Here is a 23,577-nt window from a genome sequence, read left to right on the forward strand (position 1 = left end):
CCCGGTCTCGGTAATAACTACCGCTATACTCGGCGACAACCGAGTTCGTCTCAAGATGACACTCCTCACTGACGCCGTTGGGCTCTTCCTCGGGGCGATAGCGCTGGGTGCCGTCCACGGTGTCGAGCCGGGTCACGGCTGGCCCATCGCTGCCTCCTACGCGCTCGACCGGTCGAACAAGTGGCTCGCGGGACTCGCGGCGGGGCTGGTCCTCGGTGTCGGCCATCTCATCAGCAGCATCGCCATGGTTGGCGTGTTCTTCTTCGCGACGGCGTACTTCGACCTCACGCAGGTCAACGACCCAGTTCGGGTCTTCGGCGTCGCCATCGGCGGTCCGGTGAGTATCGTCGCTGGCGTCGTCTTGATTGCACTCGGCATTCGAGAGTACACGCACGGTCACGGGCATAGTCACGGCGGGCACGAGAAACACGGAGACGGCCACACGCACCACGAGGAGGGCAGTCATCACCACGGCGGTAGCCACGAACACGAGCACGCACGCAGCCACGGAGAACACAGCCACAGCCACGGAGAACAGGGACACGGCCACTCGCGTACCGACGCTACCACCGACACCACCACCGACCGCGGACTCCTCGGTCTGGCGTGGTTCGCGTTCCTCCTCGGCTTCGCTCACGAGGAAGAGTTCGAGATTATCGTCCTCTGTGCGGGGTCGACCTACTGTCTCGAACTGATGGGTGCGTATGCACTCACTGTCGTCGTCGGCATCGTCGGGTCGACGTTGCTCATGGTTGCCGGCTACGAGCACTTCGAGGAGGAAGTCGAGCAGTACGCCCCGTACTTGCCAGTCGTCTCGGCCGCCATCCTCGTCACGATGGGCGTCGGCTTCGTGTTCGGTCTCTTTTAACTCACTTCACGCACTCACTCGATGTGGAGGTCACCTTCGTCGTCGACGACGTCGGTGTCCCACTCCAGATGGAAGTCGACGCTGCGACGGCTCGTGGAGGTCAGCATCGCCGAGTCGGAGTCGACGGCGACTTCGAAAGTGACCGTCTCCGGCGGGTTGATGGTCGTGCTGTCGTTGCCGACGAAGAACGTCACGCGGTCGTACTTTCGAGCGTGGTCGGCGGTGGTGTCGTCGTGGGTGTCTGTCGTCTCTGTCGTCTCTGTTCCTGTCGGCTTCGACGTCGACTCACGGGTCGTCTCGGCCGTTCGGTCCGCGTTCGTCGTGTTGGTACCGGTGGTACTCGTCGTCTCGCCGGTCGGTCTGCCAGCCGTCTCACCGTGTGTTCCCGTGTGAGTCCCCTCCGAGTCCAGTTGATTGGCGAACTCCCGAAGGTACGATGCGACTTCCGCCCGCGTCAACTCTTGTTTCGTGTCAATTTCTGACATGCCAGAGAGACGGATGCCCGAGCGACAGTCCGATGGGTTGCAGGTGCAAGTCGTTTATGCGTAGTAGCGGCGACGTCGTACCGTTTCTCCTACCGTCGTGCGCGCTCGCACACGGGACACACTACAGCAAATCAGGAGTATTTTTAAGACCCATCTCGTAGCACACCATATGTTCAAGGCCATCGTCAGTGCGTCGACTCTCCGGGACGCACTCGACTCAGTAAGCGTACTTGTCGAGGAGTGTAAGATTCGACTGAACGAGGACGAACTCGCCATCCGCGCGGTCGACCCTGCCAACGTCGGGATGGTCGACCTCTCGCTCGAAGCGGCGGCGTTCGAATCCTACGAGGCTGACGGCGGCGTCATCGGCGTCAACCTCTCGCGTCTCGAAGACATCGCTGGCATGGCCAACTCCGGCGACCTCATCCAACTCGAACTCAACGAGGAGACCCGCAAACTCCACATCCAGATCGAGGGCCTCTCGTACACGCTGGCGCTCATCGACCCCGACTCCATCCGCCAAGAGCCGGACATCCCGGACCTCGACCTTCCGGCCGAAATCGTCCTCGAAGGTAACCAGATGGACCGCGGTATCAAGGCCGCAGACATGGTGTCGGACCACATCCGTCTCCGCGTCGACGAGGAAGCAGAGGCGTTCTACATCGAAGCGGAGGGCGACACCGACGACGTCGACCTCAAACTCACCCGAGAAGACCTCATCGACTTCACCTCCGGCCCGGCGGACTCGCTGTTCTCGCTCGACTATCTCAAGGACATGAACAAGGCCATTCCCTCCGACGCCGAGGTCACCATCGAACTCGGCGCAGAGTTCCCGGTCAAACTGCACTACGAGTTCGGTGAGGGTATGGGTCACGTGACGTACATGCTCGCACCGCGTATCCAGAGCGACTGACGCGAGTCCTCAAACGGTCGAGAATTCAGAACGTCTACTATTCCTATCGGTGGCAAGAACGCCTATCCGTGCGGCAGGAGAATCCGGTCTTGTATGGCGACAAACATCACCGAAGACGACGAAGGCAAGTCAGTGGTTGGCGCAGACGGAGAACAGGTCGGACGCGTCGTCAACGTCGAACACGGGACTGCGTACGTCGAGGCAGACCCGGGGCTGACCGACACCATCAAAGCCAAACTCGGATGGGGCGACACCAGCGAGGACTCCTACCCGCTGCAAGAGCAGTCGGTCGAGGCTGTCACCGACGACGAAATCAAGCTGAAGTCGTTCTAAAACGCCCCAGACAGACGACGGTTTTTCGCTTTTTGCGCACCGAACTCAGGGAACCACAGACCGCCGAGCGAGTGCGACGAGAATCCCGATGATAGGAACGACGAGCACCGCACCCGCGATGAACGGCGACCAGTAGGCGACGAACGCGTACAGCGCCGCCATCGCCGGTGGTCCGATAGTTCGGCCCAGACTCCCGGCACCCTGCGTGACGCCGAAGGCACTCCCCTGTGTCTCGGCGGACGCGGCCATCGAGACGAGCGTCGAGAGCGCGACGTTGAGGAGGCCGTTGCCCAGCGACAGCGTCCCCAACACGACGAGTAGAGCGACGAGTTCACGTGTCAGGTACGCCGGACCGCCGATGGTGGGGAGAACCGACCCAATCTGCGGCGAGAAGGGGATGGCGGCGAGTGCCACGAGCAACAGCGATGCGCCCGCGACGGCGATGCGCGACTCGGCGAAGCGCCGCGAGAGACGACCGACGATGACCCCTTGGTTGATGACACCGAGGACGCCGATGTAGGTGAGCAAGAACGCCGTCTGCGTCTCGTCGTAGCCGTAGATGTCTGCGGCGAAGGGGATGAACATGACCTGAATCCCCGAGAAGGCGACGGAGACGAGGAAGAAGGCGACGACGAGTCCTCTGAGGTTCGTGTCGCGGAGCGCCGTCACGAACTGTCCGACGAGCGACTGTCGGCCGGCCGCCCGACGCTGGCGGTCGGGTTCGGGGAGGAACGCCGCTGCCGAGGCCAACGCGAGGAGACTCAACCCTGCGGCGGCGAAACTCGGCAGCGAGAACCGCGTCGCCGGAACGAACGTCGGGAACAGGTCGCGGGCGGCGGTGACGACGGCGTCACTGGCGAAGATACCACCCAACGCGGGGCCGAAGATGAACCCGAGGCTGAACGACGCGCCGATGAGGCCCAGTGCACCCGCACGGCGCTCCGGCGGCGTGATGTCGGCGATGTACGCCTGCGCCGTAGCGATGTTCCCACCCATCGCACCGGCGACCATCCGCGAGACGAAGAGCACGGCGAGTCCGGCGGTCAGACCGAAGAGGTCCGAGAACTCACCCGCGAGACCGAAGACGGTCCACGCGACGGCGCTTCCCGCCAACGACAGCATCAACACGGGCCGACGCCCACGCTCGTCGGAGATGCGTCCCAACAGCGGCGCGAACAGGAACTGCATCAGTGAGTAGGAGGCCGCGAGGAGACCGATGAAGACGTCGCTGACGAGGAAACTCCGGACGTAGAACGGGAGGATGGGGATGACGATGCCGAAACCGAGTAAGTCGATGAAGACGACACCGATGACCGTCGCCAGCGCACGTCGGCGGGAGGCGACGGCGGCGTCAGCGTCGGCGTCGGGTGCGGTGGCGGCTTCGGGGACGCTCATACACTCACGGCGTCGGGGAGCGGCCTAACGCTTTCCCCGATTTTGGGTGGCGATGGTGGACGTCAGTGCCGAAAACGGTGTCTTCGAAGGTTGGCTCTGATTCCGAGGTTCTGATAGCTGTTGTATACTGAATATAGAGAGTGTAGTCAGCGTCCGGTGTAGTTACCAGCCAGCGTCTGCGACCGACTGACGACACTTATCGGGCGGACACGTACAGAGATGTTGTTCATTCGAGATACTGTGTGCTACAATCGGGCTGGACTTGTACTCCCTTCGCAGTCAGGTACAGGTCTGCTCCCCCGGCAGAGTTGCTTCCACAGTCGGTCTCGGGCCATTTGCGTCTGATTGTTCCGTATCGGTCGCTTGTCACGGTTATTCGTGCTGGCACTCCGCTGAATGCCTCTGTTCCCTCTTCACCCTTATCACCACTTAACCGAAACTCACGGCGATACAGTCTCTCTCCGTCTCGGTTCGTTACCTCGACGACAAACGTCTCAGTAGACTTCATCAAATTAAATACCTCCACGAAATGCCCCAGCTCTCTCGATGAGAGAACTTCACTACAGCCACCAAGTCCTGTGATTCCGAGGCAGAGACCGGCCCCACAGACTCTAAGAACGTTTCTTCGTGAATAGATGGAAGACATAAACCCAACCAATAGATATCTCGATAAATAATTTCTGACTTTGCAGATTTCGTGCAGTACCTGAAACTCCGAGTACTGAGAACCGACTTGCGCGCTGTATTCAGGAGGTCACGGAAATCCATCCAATCACTGTCAGGATCGGCGTACAAGGTACTGGGGCAATATCTCCTGTTCGAGTACACCACACCTATGCTCTAGTCGGGCAAAGCGAACTCAAGGATGGCTGACAAGCGACTCTACTGGCTCACCATCGTCGCAGCGTGCACGGCAGGGTCGATACAGGCCTATTGGGTGATTACCGGCGAGAGAGGCACCCTCGGAATCGTTGCGACTGTCGCTTGGTTGGTGGTCGCTCTCACTTCCGCCTGGCAACTCCGCCGGTCTTCGAAGTAGTTAGCAGTAACCGACCTTTCGGCACTACTCTGCGTAGAATCACGCCGCACTCGTCCTCACACACTTCGGTCGATGACTCGCTTCGCCGCCTGCGCTTTCTCCTTCCAGCCGTATCCGGCCTCGTAGACGTGGCGTTTGCTCTCGACCAGTTGTTCCGGCGTGGCTTCCTCGAACCCGCCGCGGTCCCACGACCCAGAGTCGTGGAGCCACTCGACGACGTGTTCTTTCGTCTCGGCCCACGACAGGCCGACCATCTCGTACCACGCGACCATGGCGAAGACGGCGTTGTCGTGACAGCCGGGAACGCTCCCCTTCAGATAGAGCGTACGCATCGGCTCTCGGGTCGGTTCGGACACTAACTCTTTGTACTCGGCGGCGGTCAGAAGCCGGAGCGCGCCGTCCTCCTCGACGACGCGCTGTTGGCGTTTGAGGTACTCCAACGCCGCGGTGTGGAGGTTGTCCCACTCGCCGTGCGAGAGGTCCGAGAGGCTGTCCTCGGTGCGGGGGGCGACGGAGAGTAGCGAGACGATGTCGACATAGGCTTTCTCGACGGTCGGCCACTGGGTGCCTTCGAACCGGCAGTCGGCGTCGTGCAGGCTGTTCGTGGTCCGACAGCCGGGACACGGGTAGTCGAAGCGCGGCACGTCTCGTCGGTTGTCAATCGGTCGTAATAGCTTGCGTGGTTGCCGATGCGTACGGGAGGTGACGACACGCTGGAGAGAGCGAAGAGAGCGGAAGAGCCATGCCGACCGGACTGTCAAAGATACACGATGCGTCCCGCCACGGTGTGTGAGTTCCCTCCATGACGACCCGGAGAAGCGTCCTCCGGTCGCTCGGTCTGGTCTCGGTCGGCCTGCTCGCTGGCTGTTCGGCTATCGACAGCGATCCGAAACCGGGGTCGCTACTCGTCGTCAACAACGACGGCGTCGATCACACGCTTCGACTCGACATCACGCGGAGTAGTGACGAGAGCGCGACGCGGCAGGAGACGGTCCGAATCGGCGCTGGCGAGTGGGGGCTTCGGAACAAGCTCCTCACCGACCCCGGAAGCTACGAGATTACGGTCACCGTCGGCGAGAGCGACGAGACGGCGGCGACGACAGTCGAAGTGACGCCGAGTGGGAACGGGAAGCGACTCGGCGGCGAGAATCTGGAGGTCTACATCGACAGAGACGGAACCCTGAGAGCGACCGCCCGCACGTACGACTGACTCGGTCCCTCCCGGCTACTCCTCTCTACCGCCGTTGGCGCGGTGTTCGCTGATGATCTGGTCCATCATCTCGGACTTCTGTTCTTTCTGGCGGTCCTCCGCCCGCCGTCGCCAGTCGGCGACGACCGACTCGATGTCGGTCCCGCGGGCGATGGCGAGTTCGTCTATCTCCTGAATCGAGACGTCGTCGGCCGGGCCGACGGGAATGTCGTGGTCGAACAACACCTCGTCGGCGACGTCCGAGAGTCCGCCCGAGCGCAGGACGACGCGCGGTTTCTTCTCGGCGAGGCGCTCGGCCGTGCTCCGACCGGCCCCGCTCGCGTCGCGGAGGTAGACGACGTCGCCCGCGGAGATGCCGTACTCCTCGTCGGTCTGCTCGATAGCTTTCTTGGTGAACTGTTCGACCACCTTCACGGGCACCAAGTCCCGACCCTCGGCGACGTCGGCGAAGTTCGAGTGGTCCAACTTCCAGAGGTCTTTCAGTCGCGAGAGCTTCGACTGGAGTTCGTCGGCGCGTTCTTCCTCCGCTTCGAGTTCGCGCTCCAGTCGACCGTTCTCGCGTTCGAGGCGGTTTACCTCGCGGCGTTCGCGGGCCTCTCGGCGCTCTTTTCGCCGGGCGTCGGAGAGTTCGCTCTTGTACTCCTCGATGGTCTCGTCGCGGTCTTCCACTCGACTCTGGAGCTCCGAGACGTGCGTTTCGAGTCGCTCGACCTGCGATTCGAGCCGTTTTATCTTCTTCTCCTCTGCGCTGAGTTCGCGCTCCGTGTGCTCCGTCGTCTCCTCTTCGGACTCCTCGTCGTCCGAGAGTTCTCGAAGCACGGCTTCGACGGACTCTTCCCCGGAGACGACGCGGGCGATGACCTCGCCGCGGTCGATTCGAGGCGGCACTTTCCGGGTGATGCGCTCGAACTGGTCTTCGTGGGCGTCGAACGCGAACAGCGCCGCCGCCATCGCGTCGCGTTCGTGGTCGTTATCGTAGTCCTCGTCACGAGTACGATGGAGTTTCTCGTCGACTGGGAGGTCCGTCGTCGGGTTCCACCCCGCCGCGTCGAAACTGCGGCGGAACTTCTCGACCGTCTCCGGCATCGGGGTCACGTCGGCGGCGACGATGATAGGTCGACCGCGCTCGATGAGCCACTCGATGACGTCTGCGGTGTCGGCCGTCCGGGTCGAGAGCACGTCGAGGACGGTGCCGTCGAGTCCGACGACGGCCGCCGCGGTGGTCGTTCCGGGGTCGATGCCGACGATGACGTGGTCGCGGCGCTTCACCAACGGTTCGAACTCGATGCCGTCGCGCCGGTCGCGTTCGACTTCGATACGGATGTCGCCGGAGCGACGGTTCGAGACGGGGATGTCCTGCGGGCGAGCCTCGACGGTGAAGATAGCGTTCGAGAACCCGCCGTACTTCTCGGTGACGTCGCGTTCGTAGGCGAGACCGGCGTCTTTGAGTTTCGACTCCACGTCGCGAGACGTGGTCTTGACGTTGCCGTGGATGCGGCGAGTGTAGCGGTCGGAACTCCACCCACCCTTCCCGGTCGAACGGCCGCGAGAGACTTTCACCGTCGTCGTGTCGGTGAACGCCGAGACTTCGTAGCCGACGTTGGCGGCGGCGAGGCGGGCGGCGGCCTCCGCTTCTTTCATCGGCTCTTTCCCGTACGGGACGCCGTGACGGGAGGCGACTCGTGAGAGTGGTTCCGGTTGGTCTGCGCCGGTCACCTGCACGAGCTTCGTGCCAGCGGGGAGTGATTGGAGAAAGTGTACGAGGGCGTCCTTGTCGGCCGCCAGTTCGTACATGTTGTCGGTGGCAACGATAGCCGGTTCTTCGCGCTCGATGAGGCGTCGTAACTTGCGGAAAGAGACAACGTCCTTGTCGAGATGCTCGCCGTCGAAGGCGACGACCGCGTAGGAGGGGGCGTCCCCGCGGATGTTGCCGCTCTGGATGTCGACGCCGAACACCAGCGAGTCGAGCGCACTCGTCCGGGTGCTCACAAACGCTCGGTAGGGTGTCAGTCGATAAATACCCCACGCCGAACCCATTCGAACGTCGCCGTCATCGACGTGTCGAGAGTGCGAACACTGAAACCAGAGAGCAGTAAATCACCACTGTGGAAACATGAGTACTGGTCCCGAACCTCCAAGTCTCGGTCTCTCGAACCTCCGTCGAATCGCCGTCGTCGGCTTCCTCGCCCTCCTCGTCCTCGTCGCCCCCGTCGCAGGAATCCTCGCGTGGGAACCCGTCGACGAAGGGAACATCAAGGTCGTCAAGAAGTGGGGTGCGACGACGGGCACCGTCTTCGAACCCGGTGCCCACTTCGTCAACCCCGTCTCGCAGTCGACGAGTAGCCTCTCGGTCCGGCCGCAGTCCTACACGATGTCGGCCCAGCAGAACGAAGGCCAGCAGACCGGCGACGACGCCATCCGCGTCCTCACCGAAGACGGTCTTCGCACCGATATCGACGTGACCGTGCGCTACCGGGTCGACGCCAGCAAGGCCGTCGACTTCTACCGGAAGTACCGGACGCTCGACACCGCCGAAGAGCGCCTGATTCGGCCCTCGATTCGGTCGATTCTCCGGACCGAGGCCGGGCGACTCCCGGTCACCGAAATCTACACCGGCGAGGGACAGACGAGACTGAAACTCGCCGCCGAACAGGAACTCGGAGCGCAGTTCGCCAACGACGGCCTCATCCTCGAAGCCGTCCAGATTCGGAACGTCGAACTCCCCGCCGAGTACGCGAAAGCCGTCGAGCAGAAGGAGATTACCGAACAGCGTCGCCAGCAGAAACAGAGCGAACTCGAAGTCGAGAAACTCGAAGCCGAACGGAAGACGATCGAAGCGCAGGGTGAAGCCGACGCCAACCGCATCGTCAGCGAGTCGTTGACGAACGAGGTGCTCGCCCAGCAGTACATCCAGCGACTCGACGAGACCGATACGGTCTACATCCCCGTCGGCGGCGACGGCTACCCGCAGTTCGTCCGGAACCTCGAATCCGGGTCGAACAGTGGAAGCAGCAGTAGCAGCGGAAGCAACAGCCAATCGACGCGGAGTGGCCAGTCAACCGGTAACGACACGGCCACTGCCGACTCGTAAGCGATGGACCGTCGTCTCCTCGCCGTCGTCGGCGTCTGTGTGACGCTCTTCGTCGCCTTCCTCGCTCGGGGCGTCCTCCTCTCTGTCGGCCGCGTCGCTCTCGTTGCACTCCTGTTGGCACTCGTCGCCGGTGTCGCCCTCCTCGTGACCCGCGAACCTGCCTACGGGCGGTTCACGGTCGGTGAGAGGACGCGTATCCTCCGACGGCCAGTCGACGAACAGGGTGCCCATCGCTGTGTAGACTGTGAGCAGGCGGTCACCGACGGCGAACGCCGACGGTTCGTCCGCGAGTGGGTGCTGTTCGGCGTTCCGCTCGTCCTCCTCGACGACGGGGAGAACGTCTACTGTTCGGCGTGTGCCGGAGACGAGACGAGCGAACTCGCCGACGACGAACTGCTCCGCGAGAAGTAGTCTCTTACTCTGCGTCGGGGAACGGTACCTCGACCTTCTGGCCGTCGCTCGGGACGAAACACTCGCCGTGGAAGCGTTCTTGGGCCTCTCGCTCGATCGGACTCGCGTCGCCGGCGTAGCGCGACGAGATGTGCGTCAACGCGAGTCGCTTGGCGTTCGCCCGCGATGCCACGTCTGCGGCTTCCTGCGCCGTCGAGTGGTACGTCTGTCGGGCACGCCCCGACTCGTCGCTGGCGAAGGTAGCGTCGTGGATGAGCAGGTCGGCGTCTTCGGCCATCTCGACGGTGGCCTGCACGGGGCGGGTGTCGCCGGTGTAGACCAACTTTCGACCCGGACGCGGGTCACCGACGACCTGTTCGGGCTGGATGACTCGGCCGTCGTCGAGTTCGACGGCCTCGCCGTTGTGGAGTCTCCCGTACATCGGCCCCGGTGGGATGCCGAGTTCTTCTTCGGCTTTCTCGCGGTCGAACCGCCCCGGCCGGTCGTCTTCGACGATGGCGTACCCCTGCGAGCGCGTCCGATGGTTGGTCTTGAACGTCCGGACCTCGAACTCGTCGCCGTCGAGTGCCGTCGACCCCGGCGACACTTCGTGGATGTTGACCGGATAACTCGGGTCGTAGCCACCGGCGTGGACGAGGCGTTTGACGTGCTTTTTCGACCCCGGCGGGACGTGAATCGCCAGCGCGGCGTCGCGGTCGTTGAAGTCCCACGACTGAATCAAGCCGGGAATCCCGAGGATGTGGTCGCCGTGGAGATGCGTGACGAAGAGATGCGAGACGTTGAACCCGGTGTTGAACCGCATCATCTGTCGCTGAGTTCCCTCGCCGCAGTCGAACAGCATCCGCTCGCCCTCGCGGTTGACGAGGACGGCGCTGGGGGCCCGCTCGGTGGTCGGGACCGCCCCGCTGGTTCCTAAGAACGTCACGCGCATCGACATTGAGAAGAACGAGACGGGGTGGACCTAAACGCGTGTCGGAACGGGTTGGCGGCTCGTGTTGTGGACACGTCACCTGCTAGCTTGGCACACAGTTTCGGTCCGTTCACGACCGTTCACTCCTCGAATTCGGTCGAACTGAGCGCGGGGTATATCTATACATACCACTACTGGAGACAGTACGATGAAACAGACTATCGTGGCCGTACTCCTGGCACTCATGCTTCTTCTGGCAGGCTGTTCCGGCGGTGTGGATTCGGGACAGACGACCGATGTGGAGCAGACCGAAACGGCAGGTACAGACGCCGAGGGCGGCGCAACCAGCACGGACGGCACGAACGCCGCGTCGACCGGGACGGTGAACCTGTACGTGAGCGACGAGGTGAACGCCATAGACCAGTTCGAACACCTGAACGTCACCATCACGAGAGTCGGCTTCGCACGGGCTGGCGACGAGGTTGACGAAGAGAGCGAGTCGTCCGCGAACGCGAATACGTCGGTCGAAGCCAACACGACCGTGACAGCAAACGCAACCGACACGAACGTGTCGGCGTCGGCGAACGCGTCCGTCGAGACCAACGCATCGGTGACCGACGACGGCTCCGCAGACAGTGCGGAGAGCGACGAAGACGGTGACACGGGTGGATGGGTCGAGTACGACGTCGGGAAACAGACCGCCGACCTGACCGAACTCCAAGGGCCGCAGTCGACCAAGTTCGGTTCCGTCTCGCTCGAAGCGGGCAAATACACGAAGGTCTTCGTCTACGTCAGTGAGGTCGAAGGGACGCTCAAGACCGGCGAGACAGTGAACGTGAAGCTGCCGAGTAACAAGCTTCAACTGAACAAGGGGTTCGCCATCGAATCAGGTGAGAGCGTCGACTTCGTCTACGACATCACCGTCGTCGAAGCGGGTAAGAGCGGCAAGTACGTCCTCAAACCCGTCATCACCGAATCGGGCACCGGTGACGAAGTCGACATCGAAGTCGTCGAACCGAAGCAGAAGAACGGTGAGAAGGGGAAAGACGAAGCGAACGACGAGTCGGGCCTCGAAGCGACCTTCGTCGGCGACGTCACGGCCGACGGGGACGCGACGGTCCGCGTGATGCAGGACGGTACCGCCGTCGAAGGCGCGACGGTCACCGCCAACGGGGAGACGGTCGGAACGACGAACGAAGACGGCGAACTGACGTTCTCGGTCCCCGAGGGCACCGAAGAGCTCGAAGTGACGGTCACCGCGGACGACGCCGAGGTCGAACTCAGTCAAACCCTCGCGACGTCGAGTGGCGAAAACGGCGGGGAGGGAGACGGCAACGGAGAGGACGCCAACGGTCTGGACGAAGCGGTCGTGTAGTCCGGGTGTTGCGTTTCACTCATCGACACGACCCCAGACCACTGCTTTCTGCGGCGAGTATGGTGAGTGCGGCGTTCGGACCGACCGATTCTTACCCAATCGCCCATTACTCGAAATCAATGGACGCGCCGCTGTGGACGGACACGCACGCGCCGGCTCTCGCCGACCTCCCGCAGGCGGAGGTCCGCGACCGGCTGGACCGCACCGTCGACGAGCCGATGAACCTCGTGGTGCAAGGGCCGGTGGGCGTCGGTAAGACGGCCGCCGTTCGAGCGCTCGCCCGCGAGACACACGACGACCCGGACAACGACTTGGTCGAAATCAACGTCGCGGACTTCTTCAACCGAACGAAGAAGGAGATTCGGTCGGATCCGCGCTTCGAGCAGTTCCTCGACGGTCGAAGCCGGATGGCCAAACGCGACATGATCAACCGAGTGCTCAAGGAGTCCGCCAGCTACGCCCCGATGTCGGGGTCGTTCAAGACAATCGTCCTCGACAACGCCGAGGCGATTCGCGAGGACTTCCAGCAGGCGCTGCGCCGCGTGATGGAGCAGCACCACCGGACGACACAGTTCGTCATCGCCACGCGCCAGCCCTCGAAGCTCATCCCGCCGATTCGCTCGCGCTGTTTCCCCGTGCCGATTCGTGCGCCGACGACCGACGAGACAATCGACGTGCTCGAAGGCATCGTCGAGGCTGAGGACGTCGAGTACGACTCGAACGGACTGGAGTTCGTCGCCAGCGCCGCCGGTGGCAACCTCCGAAAGGCGGTGCTCTCGGCGCAGGCCACCGTCGTCGAACACGACGAACTGACGATGCAGACCGCCTACCAGACGATGGGCGAACTCGGTCACGACGACGCGATACTCGACGCGCTCTCGGCGGCCGAGGCCGGCGACATCAGTGCTGCCAGAAAGGCCGTCGACGACCTCATCTCCGACGAGGGCTACGACGGCCAAGAGTTCCTGAGCGAACTGCTCCGCGTCGCTCGCGCGAAATCTGACATCGCGGGCGACGACCTGGCTCGACTCTATCGCCTCGCCGGGAGCGTCGACCTCGACCTCGCGACGGGGACCGACGCGACGATTCACCTGACACACCTGCTGTCGGCGTGGTCGACCGAGTCCACGGAGTCCACGGAGCGTGCAGCGTGAACCCGCTTCCAGTCGCGCCCGGGACGTGGCGATACGCGGCCCCACCGCTCTTGCTCGCGCTTCCGGCGCTCGTCGTCGCGTTCCCGGTCGGCGTCGGTCTCCTCGTGCTCACAGTCGCCGTCGTCGCCTTCTTCCGTGACCCCGAGCGGACACCACCCGCGTCCGGTATCGTCGCTCCGGCGCACGGGAAGGTCTCCGTGATTCGTGAGGAAGGTGAACAGGTCCGTGTCGGCGTCTTCATGAACGTCACCGACGTCCACGTCATCCGCGCGCCGACCGACGGCTACGCCGAGTCCGTCGAGCGGCGTCCGGGCGCGTACAAACCGGCGTTCTCGAAGGACTCCGACCGAAACGAACGCGTCGACGTCGACTTCGGAACGCACGAGGTGTCGTTTATCGCCGGGTGGTTCGCCCGCCGCATCCATCCGTACATCTCTGGTGGGGAGTCCGTCGCACGCGGTGAACGACTGGGCCACATCGCCTTCGGAAGTCGCGCAGATATCCTCCTCCCGGAGTGGGTCGACGTCGAGGACGTCGAGGTAGAAAAAGGGCAGCGCGTCACCGCCGGTCAGACGGTGGTCGTAGAGACGCCGACCGCGGCCGACTGATTCTCGAAGCGCTCTCTCGTCGTGCGTTCTCCAGTGGAAACAGGGGGGTTTGTCAGACGCTCACATCGTCGAGAGCGTCGGAGCAGAGTTACGCTCGCGTCAGCACGTGGACGTACCGCGTGAGCGACCGGTGGACGCGGCGTTGGAACAGTCTCTCTACGTCCCATCCGGCGTCGACGGCGGCGTCCGCCCACGAACGGTCGGCGACGACGACGGCGCGAGGCGCGACGCGGGCGGCCTCCGAGAGCGCCCCGGCGACGAGGTCCTTCAAGTCGTGTCGAGCAATCTTCGACTGGCGGCCGTAGGGGGCGTCGAAGACGACGCCGTCGACACTGTCGTCCTGTAAGGCGAGACTGGTTGCGTCGCCGCGGACCACGTCCCACGTCGCCTCGGGCGTGAGTTCCGCGAGGTTTGTCCGACTTCCACGAGCCATCTTCCACTGGGCGTCCGCGCCGACGACGCGAGCGCCGACGAGTGCCGCTTCCAGCAGAACGCCGCCGGTGCCGCACATCGGGTCGAGAACCGTCTTTCCCGGCCCCGCACCGGCGATGTTGACGAAAGCGCGGGCGTCGAGCGGAGCCATACTTCCCGGTTGGAAAAAGGGGCGGTCGGTCGGCTTTCGGTCGCCGAAGTCGCGGATGCTCTCGACGTCGAGCCAGCCGAGTATGCAGACGTCGTCGGAGAACAGGACCCGAAGCACGTGGTCGGGGTCGTCGAGGTCGACCGAGAAACCGCGGTCGACGAGCACACTTCCTAGGGTTCGCTCGGCGTCTTGCGTGCTCACGTCGGTCGCGCTGTGAACGTCACGGGCGCGGACGGCGACCGTTCCCGAGCGCTCGATACTGGCCGCTTCGAGGAGGTGACGGGCGCTCTCGACGTCGGCGTCGGTGTGGCCGACGAGTTCGCTGGCGCGGTGGGTGTACGCCAGCATGCGGAGGCGGTCCGGCGAGATGCCTCGTGCCGTCGCGAGACCGGACGCGACGACGTCGACGGCGTCGGCCGCGCTTTCGGCCTCGCAGGCGGCGAACGCGTCGTCCTCGCCGGCGAGTTCGAGACAGTACACGCTCGCAGTGTGACGACCGACCGGTATGAGGATGCCGACTCTCGCCGCGTCGAACCCCGTGTGACCAATCGGCAGACGGACAGAATCCCGAGAGACACGGTGACGGGGGCGATTTCCCACCGTCGACACGTTTGGTCACAAATTCGATGTATCATTCAGTAGCACCAATCTTTTTAAACCTTAAATACGACCCTTAAATCGATACATGACCGACCCCACGGACACAATCAATATCGAAAACGTGGTCGCCTCGACGGGAATCGGGCAGGAACTCGACTTGCAGAGCGTGGCGATGGACCTCGAAGGGGCCGACTACGACCCGGAGCAGTTCCCGGGACTCGTCTACCGGACCCAGAACCCGAAGTCTGCGGCGCTCATCTTCCGCTCCGGGAAAATCGTCTGCACGGGGGCCAAGTCGACCGACGACGTTCACGAGAGTCTCAACATCGTCTTCGACAAACTCCGCGAACTGAAGATTCAGGTCGAAGACGACCCCGAGATTACGGTCCAGAACATCGTCACGAGTGCCGACCTCGGCAAGAACCTCAATCTCAACGCTATCGCAATCGGTCTCGGTCTGGAGAACATCGAGTACGAACCGGAACAGTTCCCGGGTCTCGTCTATCGCCTCGACGAACCGAAGGTCGTCGCACTGCTGTTCGGGTCGGGGAAACTCGTCATCACGGGTGGCAAGAAGCCCGAAGACGCGAAACACGCGGTCGAAGTCATCACGGAACGCCTCTCGGAACTCGGCCTCCTCGGCTGAACGCACACCTCTCAGTTTTCTCTCTTTGGCCTGCACCCGAGAGCGTCAGGACCAAACCCCCACACTGCCAACCCGACGTATGGTTATCCTCCAGGCCGGAGCGGTCGGCAACCCCGTCGCAATCGCGGGTACGGTCGGCCTGTTCGCGCTGTTCCTCTCGGTTACCGCACACATCGCGGCTCGAAACGTCCTCGGCGACGTCGAGGTGAAGAAGGCGTTCGTCGTGGGACCGCTTCCGGCAGCCATCGCCGTCGTCTCCACTGCGTTCGGTCTCAGCCCCTTCCTCGCTATCGCCCTCGCAATCTCTGTCGACGCCGTCGCCATCTCGTTGCTCTACAAGCGTTCGCGACGGCTGACGGCTTACATCACCGCCATCCACATCGTCGTCAGCATCATCCTCGGCGCGATGCTGTTCTCGCTCGCGTTCCTCCTCAGCAGCGCACCGGGATGAGCGAGTGAGAAACAGGGACAACCGAACCGCTCAAGCGACGTCCGGACGCACGGACGGCATGGTCGACTCACTGGTCGGACTCGTGTGGAATCGCACGGAACGTCGCCTCCGCGCACCGCTTCGAGTCGTCGCGACCCTCCTCCTCGTCGGTGTGTTCGTACTCGGTCTCGGTCTGCTCGTCGGCGTCCTCGGTCTCGCTCCCCTCCTCGTCAGTCTGTTCGGTGCGAGTGCTGGCAGTCTCGCGACGGGCCTCGTCGGTAGTCTCGTCGCCGGTATAGCCATCCTCCTCGCCGTCGCCGTCGCCGGTCGGATAGTCGACCGTCGCTGGTTCGACGACTTCGGCTTCCACCTCGACCGGTCGTGGTGGGTCGACCTCGGATTCGGTCTCGGTCTCGGCGTGGGACTGATGACGTTCGTCTTCGTGACTGGCGTCGCCGCCGGATGGTTCCGCGTGACGAGCGTCGCCGTCGGCAACGTCGTCAGCGGCGGGTTCGTGACGCTCGTCGTCCTCTTCTTGCTGGTCGGTCTCTACGAGGAACTGTTCGCCCGGGGCTACCTCCTGACGAACGTCGCGGAGGGACTCACGGGATACGTCGGCGAGCGTGGGGCCGTCGCGCTCTCCGTGCTCTTCTCGTCGAGCGTGTTCGGCGTCCTCCACGCCAGCAACCCGAACGCGTCGCTGCTGAGCACCGTGACCATCACCCTCGCGGGCGTGATGCTGGCGCTCGGCTACGTGCTGACGGACGAACTCGCCATCCCCATCGGTCTCCACGTCACGTGGAACCTCTTTCAGGGCGGTGTCTACGGCTTTCCCGTCAGCGGGTTGGGGGTCGAAACGACGGTCGTTGCGACCCGAGAACAGGGACCGGACCTCGTGACGGGCGGGAGTTTCGGCCCCGAGGCCGGGTTGCTCGGCGTCGCGGCGATGGTGCTCGGGACACTGGCAATCGTCGCGTGGGTTCGCTGGCGACGCGGCGACGTCGGCATTCACCCGGGGCTGACGACGCCGGAGTTGCGTGTGAGCGAATCGAGTGACGCGAGTGAGGCGAACGAACTGAGCAATCGAACGAACTGAGCGAACGGCTATCTCGCCGGGCGGCGACTCTCCTGTATGGACCCCAGACTCACGCTCGTGACGCTCGGCGTCGCCGACGTCGACACCGCGATAGCGTTCTACCGCGACGGACTCGGCTTTCCGATGCAAGAACGAGAACCCGACAGCGACGTCGCGTTCTTCACGCTCGACGGGACGTGGCTCTCGGTCTATCCGCGGAAGCTACTGGCCGAAGACGCGACAGTGCCGTTCGCCGACGGCGACGAGGCTGGATTCTCCGGGGTGACGCTGGCGCACAACGTCGACTCGAAAGCCGAAGTCGACGCGATTCTGGGGACGGTCGAGGAAGTTGGCGGGCGACTCGTAAAACCGGCAGCAGATACGTTCTGGGGCGGCTACTCGGGCTACTTCGCGGACCCCGACGGCCACCTGTGGGAGGTCGCGTACCCGCTTCTCACGGCAGAGTGAGGGTGAAAAATCGACGGCGACCCGTTCGGAAGAGCGTTACTCGACCAACCGCTCGATTTCGGTCACGAGGATGTCCGAGGCACCGACACCGCGGAGGTCGTTGATGACGTTGAACACGTCGCGTTCGTCGACGACGACGTGGACGGCCACCTTCTCGCCACCGGCGATGTCCATCACCGTCGGCCCGCCCATCCCGGGGATGACGTCGCGGACGTCGTCCAGTTTGTCCTTCGGCGCGTTCATCATCAGATAGCGTTTGCCGTCGGCGGCCAGCACAGAGCGAAGCGCCATCGTCACCTGTTGGACCTTCGCGTCGTCTGCGACGTCCGGGCGGGCGAAGAGGCGAACCGACGAGGAGAGCACCTCGTCGATGATTCCTAATCGGTTCACCGCGAGCGTCGTCCCCGTCGAGGTGATGTCGATGATGGCGTCGGCCATGTCGACGTGCGGAGTGAGTTCGGTCGCACCGGTCACTTTCACGATTTCGGGGGAGACACCCTGCTCTTCGAAGTAGCGTCGGGCGATGGTCGGGAACTCGGTGGCGACGCTCTTGTCGTCGACGTCGGCGACAGTCTCGATGTCGCCGTCTTCGGGGGCGGCGAGGACGAGTCGGCAAGAGCCGAACTCCAGGTCCAAGAGTTCCGTCAACTCGTGGCCCGACTCTCGCACCTGATCGAGACCCGTGATTCCCAGGTCTGCCGCGCCGTCGCGGACGTACTCAGGAATGTCGGCCGCGCGAGCGAACAGGACGGTCACGTCGGGGTCGACCGTCTCGGCGTAGAGTTTGCGGTCCGACCCGTTCTTGATGTGGAGGCCGGCGTGTTCGAGCAGCTCGATGGTCGGGTCGTGGATGCGCCCTTTGTTGGGCACGGCGATGCGCATACTCCCCAGTCAGCCCCACGGGAGAACTGTCTTTCCCTCTCCCGTAGACGAGACGAACCACACCAGCTAATGTCTCCACGTGGAAACCACCAGTCATGAGCACGCTCCTCATCGAAGGCGGACAGGTACTACTACCCGATATGCGGGTCGTCGAGGCGGACGTCCTCGTCGACGCCGACGAAGGTGGTATCCTCGACGTGGGCACGGACATCGAAGTCGACGCCGACGAGACGCTCGACGCCTCGGGTGGACTGGTGATGCCCGGTCTCGTCAACGCCCACTGTCACGCCGCGATGACCCTGCTTCGAGGGTACGCCGACGACAAACCGCTCGACGCGTGGCTACAGGAGGACATCTGGCCGGCCGAGGCCGAACTGACGGCCGAGGACATCCACGTCGGCACGGAGTTGGGTCTCTTGGAGATGATCAAATCCGGGACGACCGCGTTCGCGGATATGTACTTCGACGTCCCCGAAGTCGTCGACGCCATCGACGAGGCTGGACTCCGCGCTCGCGTCGGCCACGGTGTCGTCACCGTCGCCAAAGACGACGAGGGCGCACAGGCCGACATCGACGAGAGTCTCGACATCGCCCGCGAGTTCGACGGTGCCGCAGACGGCCGCGTCACGACGGCGTACATGCCACACTCGCTGACGACGGTCGGCGAGTCGTACCTCCGCGAGAGCGTCGCCGAGGCACGCGAAGACGACATCCCGGTCCACTTCCACGCCAACGAGACGACCGACGAAGTCGACCCCATCGTCGACGAACGTGACGAACGACCGCTCGAATACGCCGACGACCTCGGGATGCTCACCCACGAGGACTTCGTCGCCCACGGCGTCCACGTCGACGGGGCCGAAATCGACCTGCTCGCGACGCGCGGGACGGGCGTCGTCCACTGTCCGGCCTCGAACATGAAACTCGCGAGCGGGATGGCCCCGGTCCAGCGGATGCTCGACGCCGGTGTCACGGTCGGACTCGGAACCGACGGCGCGGCGTCGAACAACGACCTCGACATGTTCGACGAGATGCGCGACGCGGCGATGCTGGGGAAACTCGCGACCGGAAACGCCAGCGCCGTCGACGCCGAGAGCGTCGTCCAGATGGCGACGCAGGGGAGCGCCGATGCCATCGGCGTCCAGTCGGGCGTCGTCGAACCCGGTGCGAACGCCGACCTCGTCGTCCTCGACCTCGACTCGCCGCATCTCACGCCCGCCCACGACCTCGTGAGCCACCTCGCCTACGCCGCTCGCGGGTCCGACGTTCGCCACACCGTCTGCGACGGTCAGGTGCTCATGCGTGACCGCGAGGTGCTGACGATGGACGAGTCGGCCGTGCTGACGCGTGCACGGGACCACGCTACGGCTCTCGTCGAACGCGCCGAGTAAGTCGGTCGAACGCGTCTCGGTATCGTCTCCGGTGAAGAAAATCAACAGTATAAGAATGTTTGTTTTTCTTGAATCTACGCCACGAGAGAGCTTTCTAAACAGTGTTGAACGATGTGAGCGCGTCGTGGAACGGGGCGAACGAGGTGAACGACACGTTCTGTTTATCTTGAATGTCTGCCTCAGAGAGGATGCAATGAACGCTCACAGAAAGGTCAACACACTCGCAATCACGATGATGCTCGTCCTCGCGGGCCTCACCGGGGCCGCAGGAACGGCCGTCGCACAGTCCGCAGGCAACGCAGGAAACACGGGCACTGGTGATACAGTGGCCGCAGCAGGCAACGTCGCCGTCACCGTCGAACAAGACGGAAACACCAGTGGCGCAGTCGTCACGGTCACCGACGGCGACGTGCCCGTCGAGAACGCGACGGTCGACGTGACGAGCGATACGACCTACGCGGGAACTGGAACGTACCAGACGGGCGCTGAGGGGACCATCTCGCTTCCCGCACCCGCAGAGACGACGACGGTGACGGTGACGGCGACGAGCGGCAACCACTCCGCGACGACGACGGCGGAACTAGAGGCGCTGACGTTCGAGAGTTTCGGACAGCGCGTCTCGTACTTCGTTCACGGCCTCCTCGACGGCCAGCGCACCGAAGGCGGCATCGGCCAGTTCGTCTCGGAGTTCGTGAAGACGCACAACCCGAGCAACGACAACAAGCCGGACCACGCTGGGAAACCCGACAAAGCAGGGAAACCCGACCACGCAGGACAGAACGGCGAGAAGGACAAGAAAGACAAGAAGGACAAGGCTGGCAAGCCAGAGAACGCAGGCGACAACGGCAAGAGCGACAAGCAGACCGGGAAACCCGACCACGCGAACGGGAAGGACAAAGCCAAAGACGACGAGTCTGAAGAGGAACAGACCGACGACGCGCAGGCAGATGAGTCCGACAGTGACCGTCGCCCCGACAGAGGGAACGGCAACGGCAACGGAAAGGGTCCCAAGGCACTCGCCGCACCGCTGACGAACTAACGCTCTCTACGGCATCGAACCGGACAGTCGTCCGCACCGGGTGTCTCGCGGCGTTCGACCCGAGACCCCCCACCCGGACACACCAACAGGGAGGAGGGAGTCGACTCGGCAGTTAGGGGAAGAGAGTCGACTCGGCATTTAGGGGAAGGGGAGTCGAGTCGACATCGCCGGGCAACGGAACGAGTCCACGAGGGCGTTCCGCCTTCGGTATCGTTTTCACCGCCCTCGTCGCATCCAGACGCATGAGCGAGACGTATCCACCGATTACCGAGCATCTCGACGACGTCGAGACTGCTCGCGACGAGGGTCGCCGCAAGATGGACTGGGCGCTCCAGCACATGCCGATTCTGCAGGCGCTCCGCGAGGAGTTCGAGAGCGAGAAACCGCTCGACGGCCAACGTATCGCGATGGCCATGCACGTCGAGGCGAAGACGGCCAACCTCGTCGAACTGCTCGCACTCGGCGGCGCAGAGGTAGCTATCACCGGCTGTAACCCGCTGTCGACGCACGACGACGTCAGCGCGGCGCTCGACGCCCACGACAACATCACCTCCTACGCCGTCCGCGGCGTCGACGAAGAGGGCTACTACGAGGCACTGCGAGCGACGCTCGACTTCGACCCGACTATCACCGTCGACGACGGGATGGACCTCGTCTACCTCGTCCACGAGGAGTATCCGGACCTCATCGACACCATCGTCGGCGGCGCAGAGGAGACGACGACGGGCGTCCACCGTCTGCGGTCGATGGACGAAGATGGAGAGTTGAAGTACCCCGTCTTCGCCGTCAACGACACGCCGATGAAGCGACTCTTCGACAACGTCCACGGCACCGGCGAGTCCTCCTTAGCGACTATCGCCATGACCACGAACCTCTCGTGGGCAGGCAAGAACGTCGTCGTCGGCGGCTACGGCTACTGCGGCAAAGGTGTCGCCAAGAAGGCCGCCGGCCAGAACGCGAACGTCATCGTCGCCGAAGTCGACTCCCGGCGCGCACTCGAAGCCCACATGGAGGGCTACGACGTGATGCCGATGGCCGAAGCCGCCGAAGTTGGCGACGTGTTCATCACGACGACGGGGAACCGCGACGTCATCACCCGCGAACACTTCGAAGTCATGCAGGACGGCGTACTTCTCGCCAACGCGGGCCACTTCGACGTCGAAATCAACCTCGAAGACCTCTCGGACCTCGCCGTCGACCAGTACGAGGCCCGCGACGGCGTCGACGCCTACGAGATGGAAGACGGCCGCCGTCTGAACGTCCTCGCCGAAGGTCGACTCGTCAACCTCGCCGCACCCCTCTCGCTCGGCCACCCGGTCGAAGTGATGGACCAGTCGTTCGGCGTGCAGGCCGTCTGTGTCCGCGAGATGGTCGAGAACGGCGACGCCTACGACGCCGGCGTCCACGACGTGCCGGACGACCTGGACCGCGAAGTCGCCGAAATCAAACTGGAGGCAGAGGGCATCGAGTTCGACTCCCTGAGCGACGAACAGCGCGAGTACATGGGGTCGTGGGCGCACGGGACGTAATCGCGCACTAGCCACTCGCGATAGTCGTCGAACGAGGGTTTTTTTTTCCACGGTATCTCGAAGGGCCACGTATGAGTCAGACTGGTCTCTCGACTGATGCGCTCGCACTCGCCCTCGGTGCCGCCTTCCTCGCTCTCGGCGTCGGCATCCACTTCGTGTTTCAGGCCACCTTCGCGTACTTCGCGTTTCTCGTCGGCGGCCTGTTCTTCGCCATCGGGTCGATACTTCGCGTGTGGCGTGCGTTCGGCCCGAGTGCAGCGTGAGAGACCGCGCACAAACAGCTATCTCGCCGTTCGACGACTACCAACTATGGGTCGTGGTCTCCCCTTCGTCATCGTCGGATTCACCTTCCTCGGCGTCGCACTGACGCAGTCTCTGACCGACGACACGTCGAGTGCGGTGGTGTGGTTCCCCATCGGAATCGCGATGCTCGCCGTCGGTATCGGCCTGTCGTGGCGAGGCGGCGACGACGCAGATGCAGACGGCGAATCCGCCGACACAGAGCAGTTGTAGCCGACCGCAGTCGCCCGACTTAAGCCCGCCCACCTGCCAGTCGGAGTATGGCCGCCAACAGGAAAGGTGACAGGCGGGAACGCGAACTCGTCAACCGACTCGACGAGGCCGGATTCGCCGTGATGCGCGCCCCGGCCAGCGGTGGCGCGACGACGCGCGAACTCCCCGACGTGCTCGCCGGCAACGGCGAAACGTTCTACGCCATCGAGGCGAAGTCCAGCGCCGGTAACCCCATCTATCTTACCGGCGAAGAAGTCGAGGCGCTCGTCTACTTCTCGCGGAACTTCGGCGCGAAACCTCGTATCGGCGTCCGGTTCGACAGAGAGGATTGGTACTTCTTCCACCCCGCAGACCTCTACACGACCGACGGCGGCAACTACCGAGTGAAGAAAGAGACGGCACTCGCCGACGGCGTCGACTTCGACGAATTCGTCGGGAAGTCCGCGAAGACGACGCTCGCAGACCACACGGAACCGGACGACGGCCCCTCGAAGGGCGTCCGTGACGTGCTCAACGCGGTGAAAGAGGGCGTCATCTCGGTGGACGAGGCGGCGGAGATGCTGGACTAACTGCACAGTACTTTGATTTCGTCGAATCCGCCTGTGTACAGGTGAGTCGTTGCTCGTCGC

At 63.6% G+C, this 23,577-nt stretch carries 26 protein-coding genes; 19 read left to right on the top strand and 7 right to left on the bottom strand.

The window, feature by feature from the left end; genetic code table 11:
* Window positions 1-55 precede the first annotated feature (55 nt).
* Window positions 56-868 (top strand): hypothetical protein, encoded by an 813-nt coding sequence (locus tag BM083_RS15595; RefSeq protein WP_089870392.1) that lies wholly within the window; start codon window positions 56-58, stop codon window positions 866-868.
* Between the two features lie 14 nt (window positions 869-882).
* On the opposite strand, the gene BM083_RS15600 is transcribed toward BM083_RS15595, so the two are convergent.
* Window positions 883-1,353 carry an amphi-Trp domain-containing protein gene (locus BM083_RS15600; RefSeq protein ID WP_089870394.1) on the bottom strand — a complete coding sequence of 157 codons (471 nt, stop codon included), beginning with the start codon at window positions 1,351-1,353 and terminating at the stop codon, window positions 883-885.
* A gap of 169 nt (window positions 1,354-1,522) precedes the next feature.
* Here BM083_RS15600 and BM083_RS15605 point away from each other — a divergent pair, with 169 nt between their 5' ends.
* Both BM083_RS15605 and BM083_RS15610 read left to right on the top strand, forming a co-directional pair.
* Window positions 1,523-2,266: a DNA polymerase sliding clamp gene (locus BM083_RS15605; RefSeq protein ID WP_009366989.1), complete on the top strand. Its 744-nt coding sequence runs from the start codon at window positions 1,523-1,525 to the stop codon at window positions 2,264-2,266.
* A gap of 93 nt (window positions 2,267-2,359) precedes the next feature.
* Window positions 2,360-2,599: a hypothetical protein gene (locus tag BM083_RS15610; protein WP_009366990.1), complete on the top strand. Its 240-nt coding sequence runs from the start codon at window positions 2,360-2,362 to the stop codon at window positions 2,597-2,599.
* A gap of 45 nt (window positions 2,600-2,644) precedes the next feature.
* Here the strand turns inward: BM083_RS15610 and BM083_RS15615 are convergent, their stop codons facing one another.
* A complete protein-coding gene (locus BM083_RS15615) occupies window positions 2,645-3,994 on the bottom strand; it encodes an MFS transporter (RefSeq protein ID WP_089870396.1) in 1,350 nt (449 codons plus the stop codon).
* A gap of 1,095 nt (window positions 3,995-5,089) precedes the next feature.
* Window positions 5,090-5,677, bottom strand: a complete 588-nt coding sequence (locus BM083_RS15620; RefSeq protein WP_009366993.1) for a DUF7474 family protein — start codon at window positions 5,675-5,677, stop codon at window positions 5,090-5,092.
* 158 nt (window positions 5,678-5,835) lie between these two features.
* Between BM083_RS15620 and BM083_RS15625 the strand changes: the two genes are divergently transcribed.
* On the top strand, window positions 5,836-6,243 hold the full coding sequence (locus tag BM083_RS15625; protein WP_089870398.1) for a hypothetical protein: 408 nt from the start codon (window positions 5,836-5,838) through the stop codon (window positions 6,241-6,243).
* A gap of 15 nt (window positions 6,244-6,258) precedes the next feature.
* Here the strand turns inward: BM083_RS15625 and BM083_RS15630 are convergent, their stop codons facing one another.
* Window positions 6,259-8,232, bottom strand: a complete 1,974-nt coding sequence (locus BM083_RS15630) for a DUF460 domain-containing protein (RefSeq protein ID WP_089870400.1) — start codon at window positions 8,230-8,232, stop codon at window positions 6,259-6,261.
* 124 nt (window positions 8,233-8,356) lie between these two features.
* Between BM083_RS15630 and BM083_RS15635 the strand changes: the two genes are divergently transcribed.
* Together BM083_RS15635 and BM083_RS15640 are read left to right on the top strand one after the other, a co-directional pair.
* The gene (locus BM083_RS15635) at window positions 8,357-9,334 is read left to right on the top strand and encodes a prohibitin family protein (RefSeq protein ID WP_089870402.1); all 978 of its coding nucleotides are present in this window, start codon (window positions 8,357-8,359) and stop codon (window positions 9,332-9,334) included.
* 3 nt (window positions 9,335-9,337) lie between these two features.
* The gene (locus BM083_RS15640; protein ID WP_089870404.1) at window positions 9,338-9,745 is read left to right on the top strand and encodes a DUF8108 domain-containing protein; all 408 of its coding nucleotides are present in this window, start codon (window positions 9,338-9,340) and stop codon (window positions 9,743-9,745) included.
* A gap of 4 nt (window positions 9,746-9,749) precedes the next feature.
* On the opposite strand, the gene rnz is transcribed toward BM083_RS15640, so the two are convergent.
* Complete coding sequence (rnz, locus tag BM083_RS15645) at window positions 9,750-10,676, bottom strand: ribonuclease Z (RefSeq protein WP_177197664.1); 927 nt, start codon at window positions 10,674-10,676, stop codon at window positions 9,750-9,752.
* Between the two features lie 187 nt (window positions 10,677-10,863).
* On the opposite strand from rnz, the gene BM083_RS15650 reads away from it, so the two are divergent.
* From BM083_RS15650 to BM083_RS15660, 3 genes are all read left to right on the top strand, one after another.
* Entirely contained in the window at window positions 10,864-12,030 is a 1,167-nt protein-coding gene (locus BM083_RS15650) for a DUF4382 domain-containing protein (RefSeq protein WP_245756905.1), read from the top strand.
* A 119-nt stretch (window positions 12,031-12,149) separates the two neighbouring features.
* Window positions 12,150-13,184: an AAA family ATPase gene (locus BM083_RS15655; protein ID WP_089870409.1), complete on the top strand. Its 1,035-nt coding sequence runs from the start codon at window positions 12,150-12,152 to the stop codon at window positions 13,182-13,184.
* Window positions 13,181-13,792, top strand: a complete 612-nt coding sequence (locus BM083_RS15660) for a protein sorting system archaetidylserine decarboxylase (RefSeq protein ID WP_089870547.1) — start codon at window positions 13,181-13,183, stop codon at window positions 13,790-13,792. Before BM083_RS15655 ends, BM083_RS15660 begins: the two co-directional genes overlap by 4 nt.
* 88 nt (window positions 13,793-13,880) lie before the next feature.
* Here BM083_RS15660 and BM083_RS15665 read toward each other — a convergent pair whose 3' ends face one another.
* Window positions 13,881-14,855: a methyltransferase domain-containing protein gene (locus tag BM083_RS15665; RefSeq protein WP_089870411.1), complete on the bottom strand. Its 975-nt coding sequence runs from the start codon at window positions 14,853-14,855 to the stop codon at window positions 13,881-13,883.
* A gap of 205 nt (window positions 14,856-15,060) precedes the next feature.
* On the opposite strand from BM083_RS15665, the gene BM083_RS15670 reads away from it, so the two are divergent.
* From BM083_RS15670 to BM083_RS15685, 4 genes are all read left to right on the top strand, one after another.
* Window positions 15,061-15,621 carry a TATA-box-binding protein gene (locus BM083_RS15670; protein ID WP_009367004.1) on the top strand — a complete coding sequence of 187 codons (561 nt, stop codon included), beginning with the start codon at window positions 15,061-15,063 and terminating at the stop codon, window positions 15,619-15,621.
* 79 nt (window positions 15,622-15,700) lie between these two features.
* Complete coding sequence (locus BM083_RS15675) at window positions 15,701-16,072, top strand: DUF7473 family protein (RefSeq protein ID WP_089870413.1); 372 nt, start codon at window positions 15,701-15,703, stop codon at window positions 16,070-16,072.
* A gap of 58 nt (window positions 16,073-16,130) precedes the next feature.
* Window positions 16,131-17,147, top strand: coding sequence for a CPBP family intramembrane glutamic endopeptidase (locus BM083_RS15680; protein WP_089870415.1), 1,017 nt, complete (start codon window positions 16,131-16,133; stop codon window positions 17,145-17,147).
* Between the two features lie 36 nt (window positions 17,148-17,183).
* On the top strand, window positions 17,184-17,594 hold the full coding sequence (locus tag BM083_RS15685; RefSeq protein WP_089870417.1) for a VOC family protein: 411 nt from the start codon (window positions 17,184-17,186) through the stop codon (window positions 17,592-17,594).
* Window positions 17,595-17,630: 36 nt separating this feature from the next.
* On the opposite strand, the gene hisG is transcribed toward BM083_RS15685, so the two are convergent.
* Entirely contained in the window at window positions 17,631-18,476 is an 846-nt protein-coding gene (hisG, locus tag BM083_RS15690; protein ID WP_009367008.1) for an ATP phosphoribosyltransferase, read from the bottom strand.
* Window positions 18,477-18,571: 95 nt separating this feature from the next.
* Here hisG and BM083_RS15695 point away from each other — a divergent pair, with 95 nt between their 5' ends.
* From BM083_RS15695 to hjc, 6 genes are all read left to right on the top strand, one after another.
* Window positions 18,572-19,867 carry an amidohydrolase gene (locus BM083_RS15695; RefSeq protein WP_089870419.1) on the top strand — a complete coding sequence of 432 codons (1,296 nt, stop codon included), beginning with the start codon at window positions 18,572-18,574 and terminating at the stop codon, window positions 19,865-19,867.
* 193 nt (window positions 19,868-20,060) lie between these two features.
* Window positions 20,061-20,906 (top strand): hypothetical protein, encoded by an 846-nt coding sequence (locus BM083_RS15700; RefSeq protein ID WP_089870421.1) that lies wholly within the window; start codon window positions 20,061-20,063, stop codon window positions 20,904-20,906.
* A 242-nt stretch (window positions 20,907-21,148) separates the two neighbouring features.
* Window positions 21,149-22,435, top strand: coding sequence for an adenosylhomocysteinase (locus BM083_RS15705; RefSeq protein ID WP_089870423.1), 1,287 nt, complete (start codon window positions 21,149-21,151; stop codon window positions 22,433-22,435).
* Window positions 22,436-22,506: 71 nt separating this feature from the next.
* Window positions 22,507-22,698: a hypothetical protein gene (locus BM083_RS15710; RefSeq protein ID WP_009367012.1), complete on the top strand. Its 192-nt coding sequence runs from the start codon at window positions 22,507-22,509 to the stop codon at window positions 22,696-22,698.
* 46 nt (window positions 22,699-22,744) lie between these two features.
* Window positions 22,745-22,948: a hypothetical protein gene (locus BM083_RS15715; RefSeq protein ID WP_089870425.1), complete on the top strand. Its 204-nt coding sequence runs from the start codon at window positions 22,745-22,747 to the stop codon at window positions 22,946-22,948.
* Between the two features lie 47 nt (window positions 22,949-22,995).
* Window positions 22,996-23,517 (top strand): Holliday junction resolvase Hjc, encoded by a 522-nt coding sequence (gene hjc / locus BM083_RS15720; RefSeq protein ID WP_009367014.1) that lies wholly within the window; start codon window positions 22,996-22,998, stop codon window positions 23,515-23,517.
* Window positions 23,518-23,577 lie beyond the last annotated feature (60 nt).

Origin of the sequence: Halogranum rubrum (assembly GCF_900114455.1) — an archaeon.
GTDB classification, from domain to species: Archaea; Halobacteriota; Halobacteria; order Halobacteriales; family Haloferacaceae; genus Halogranum; species Halogranum rubrum.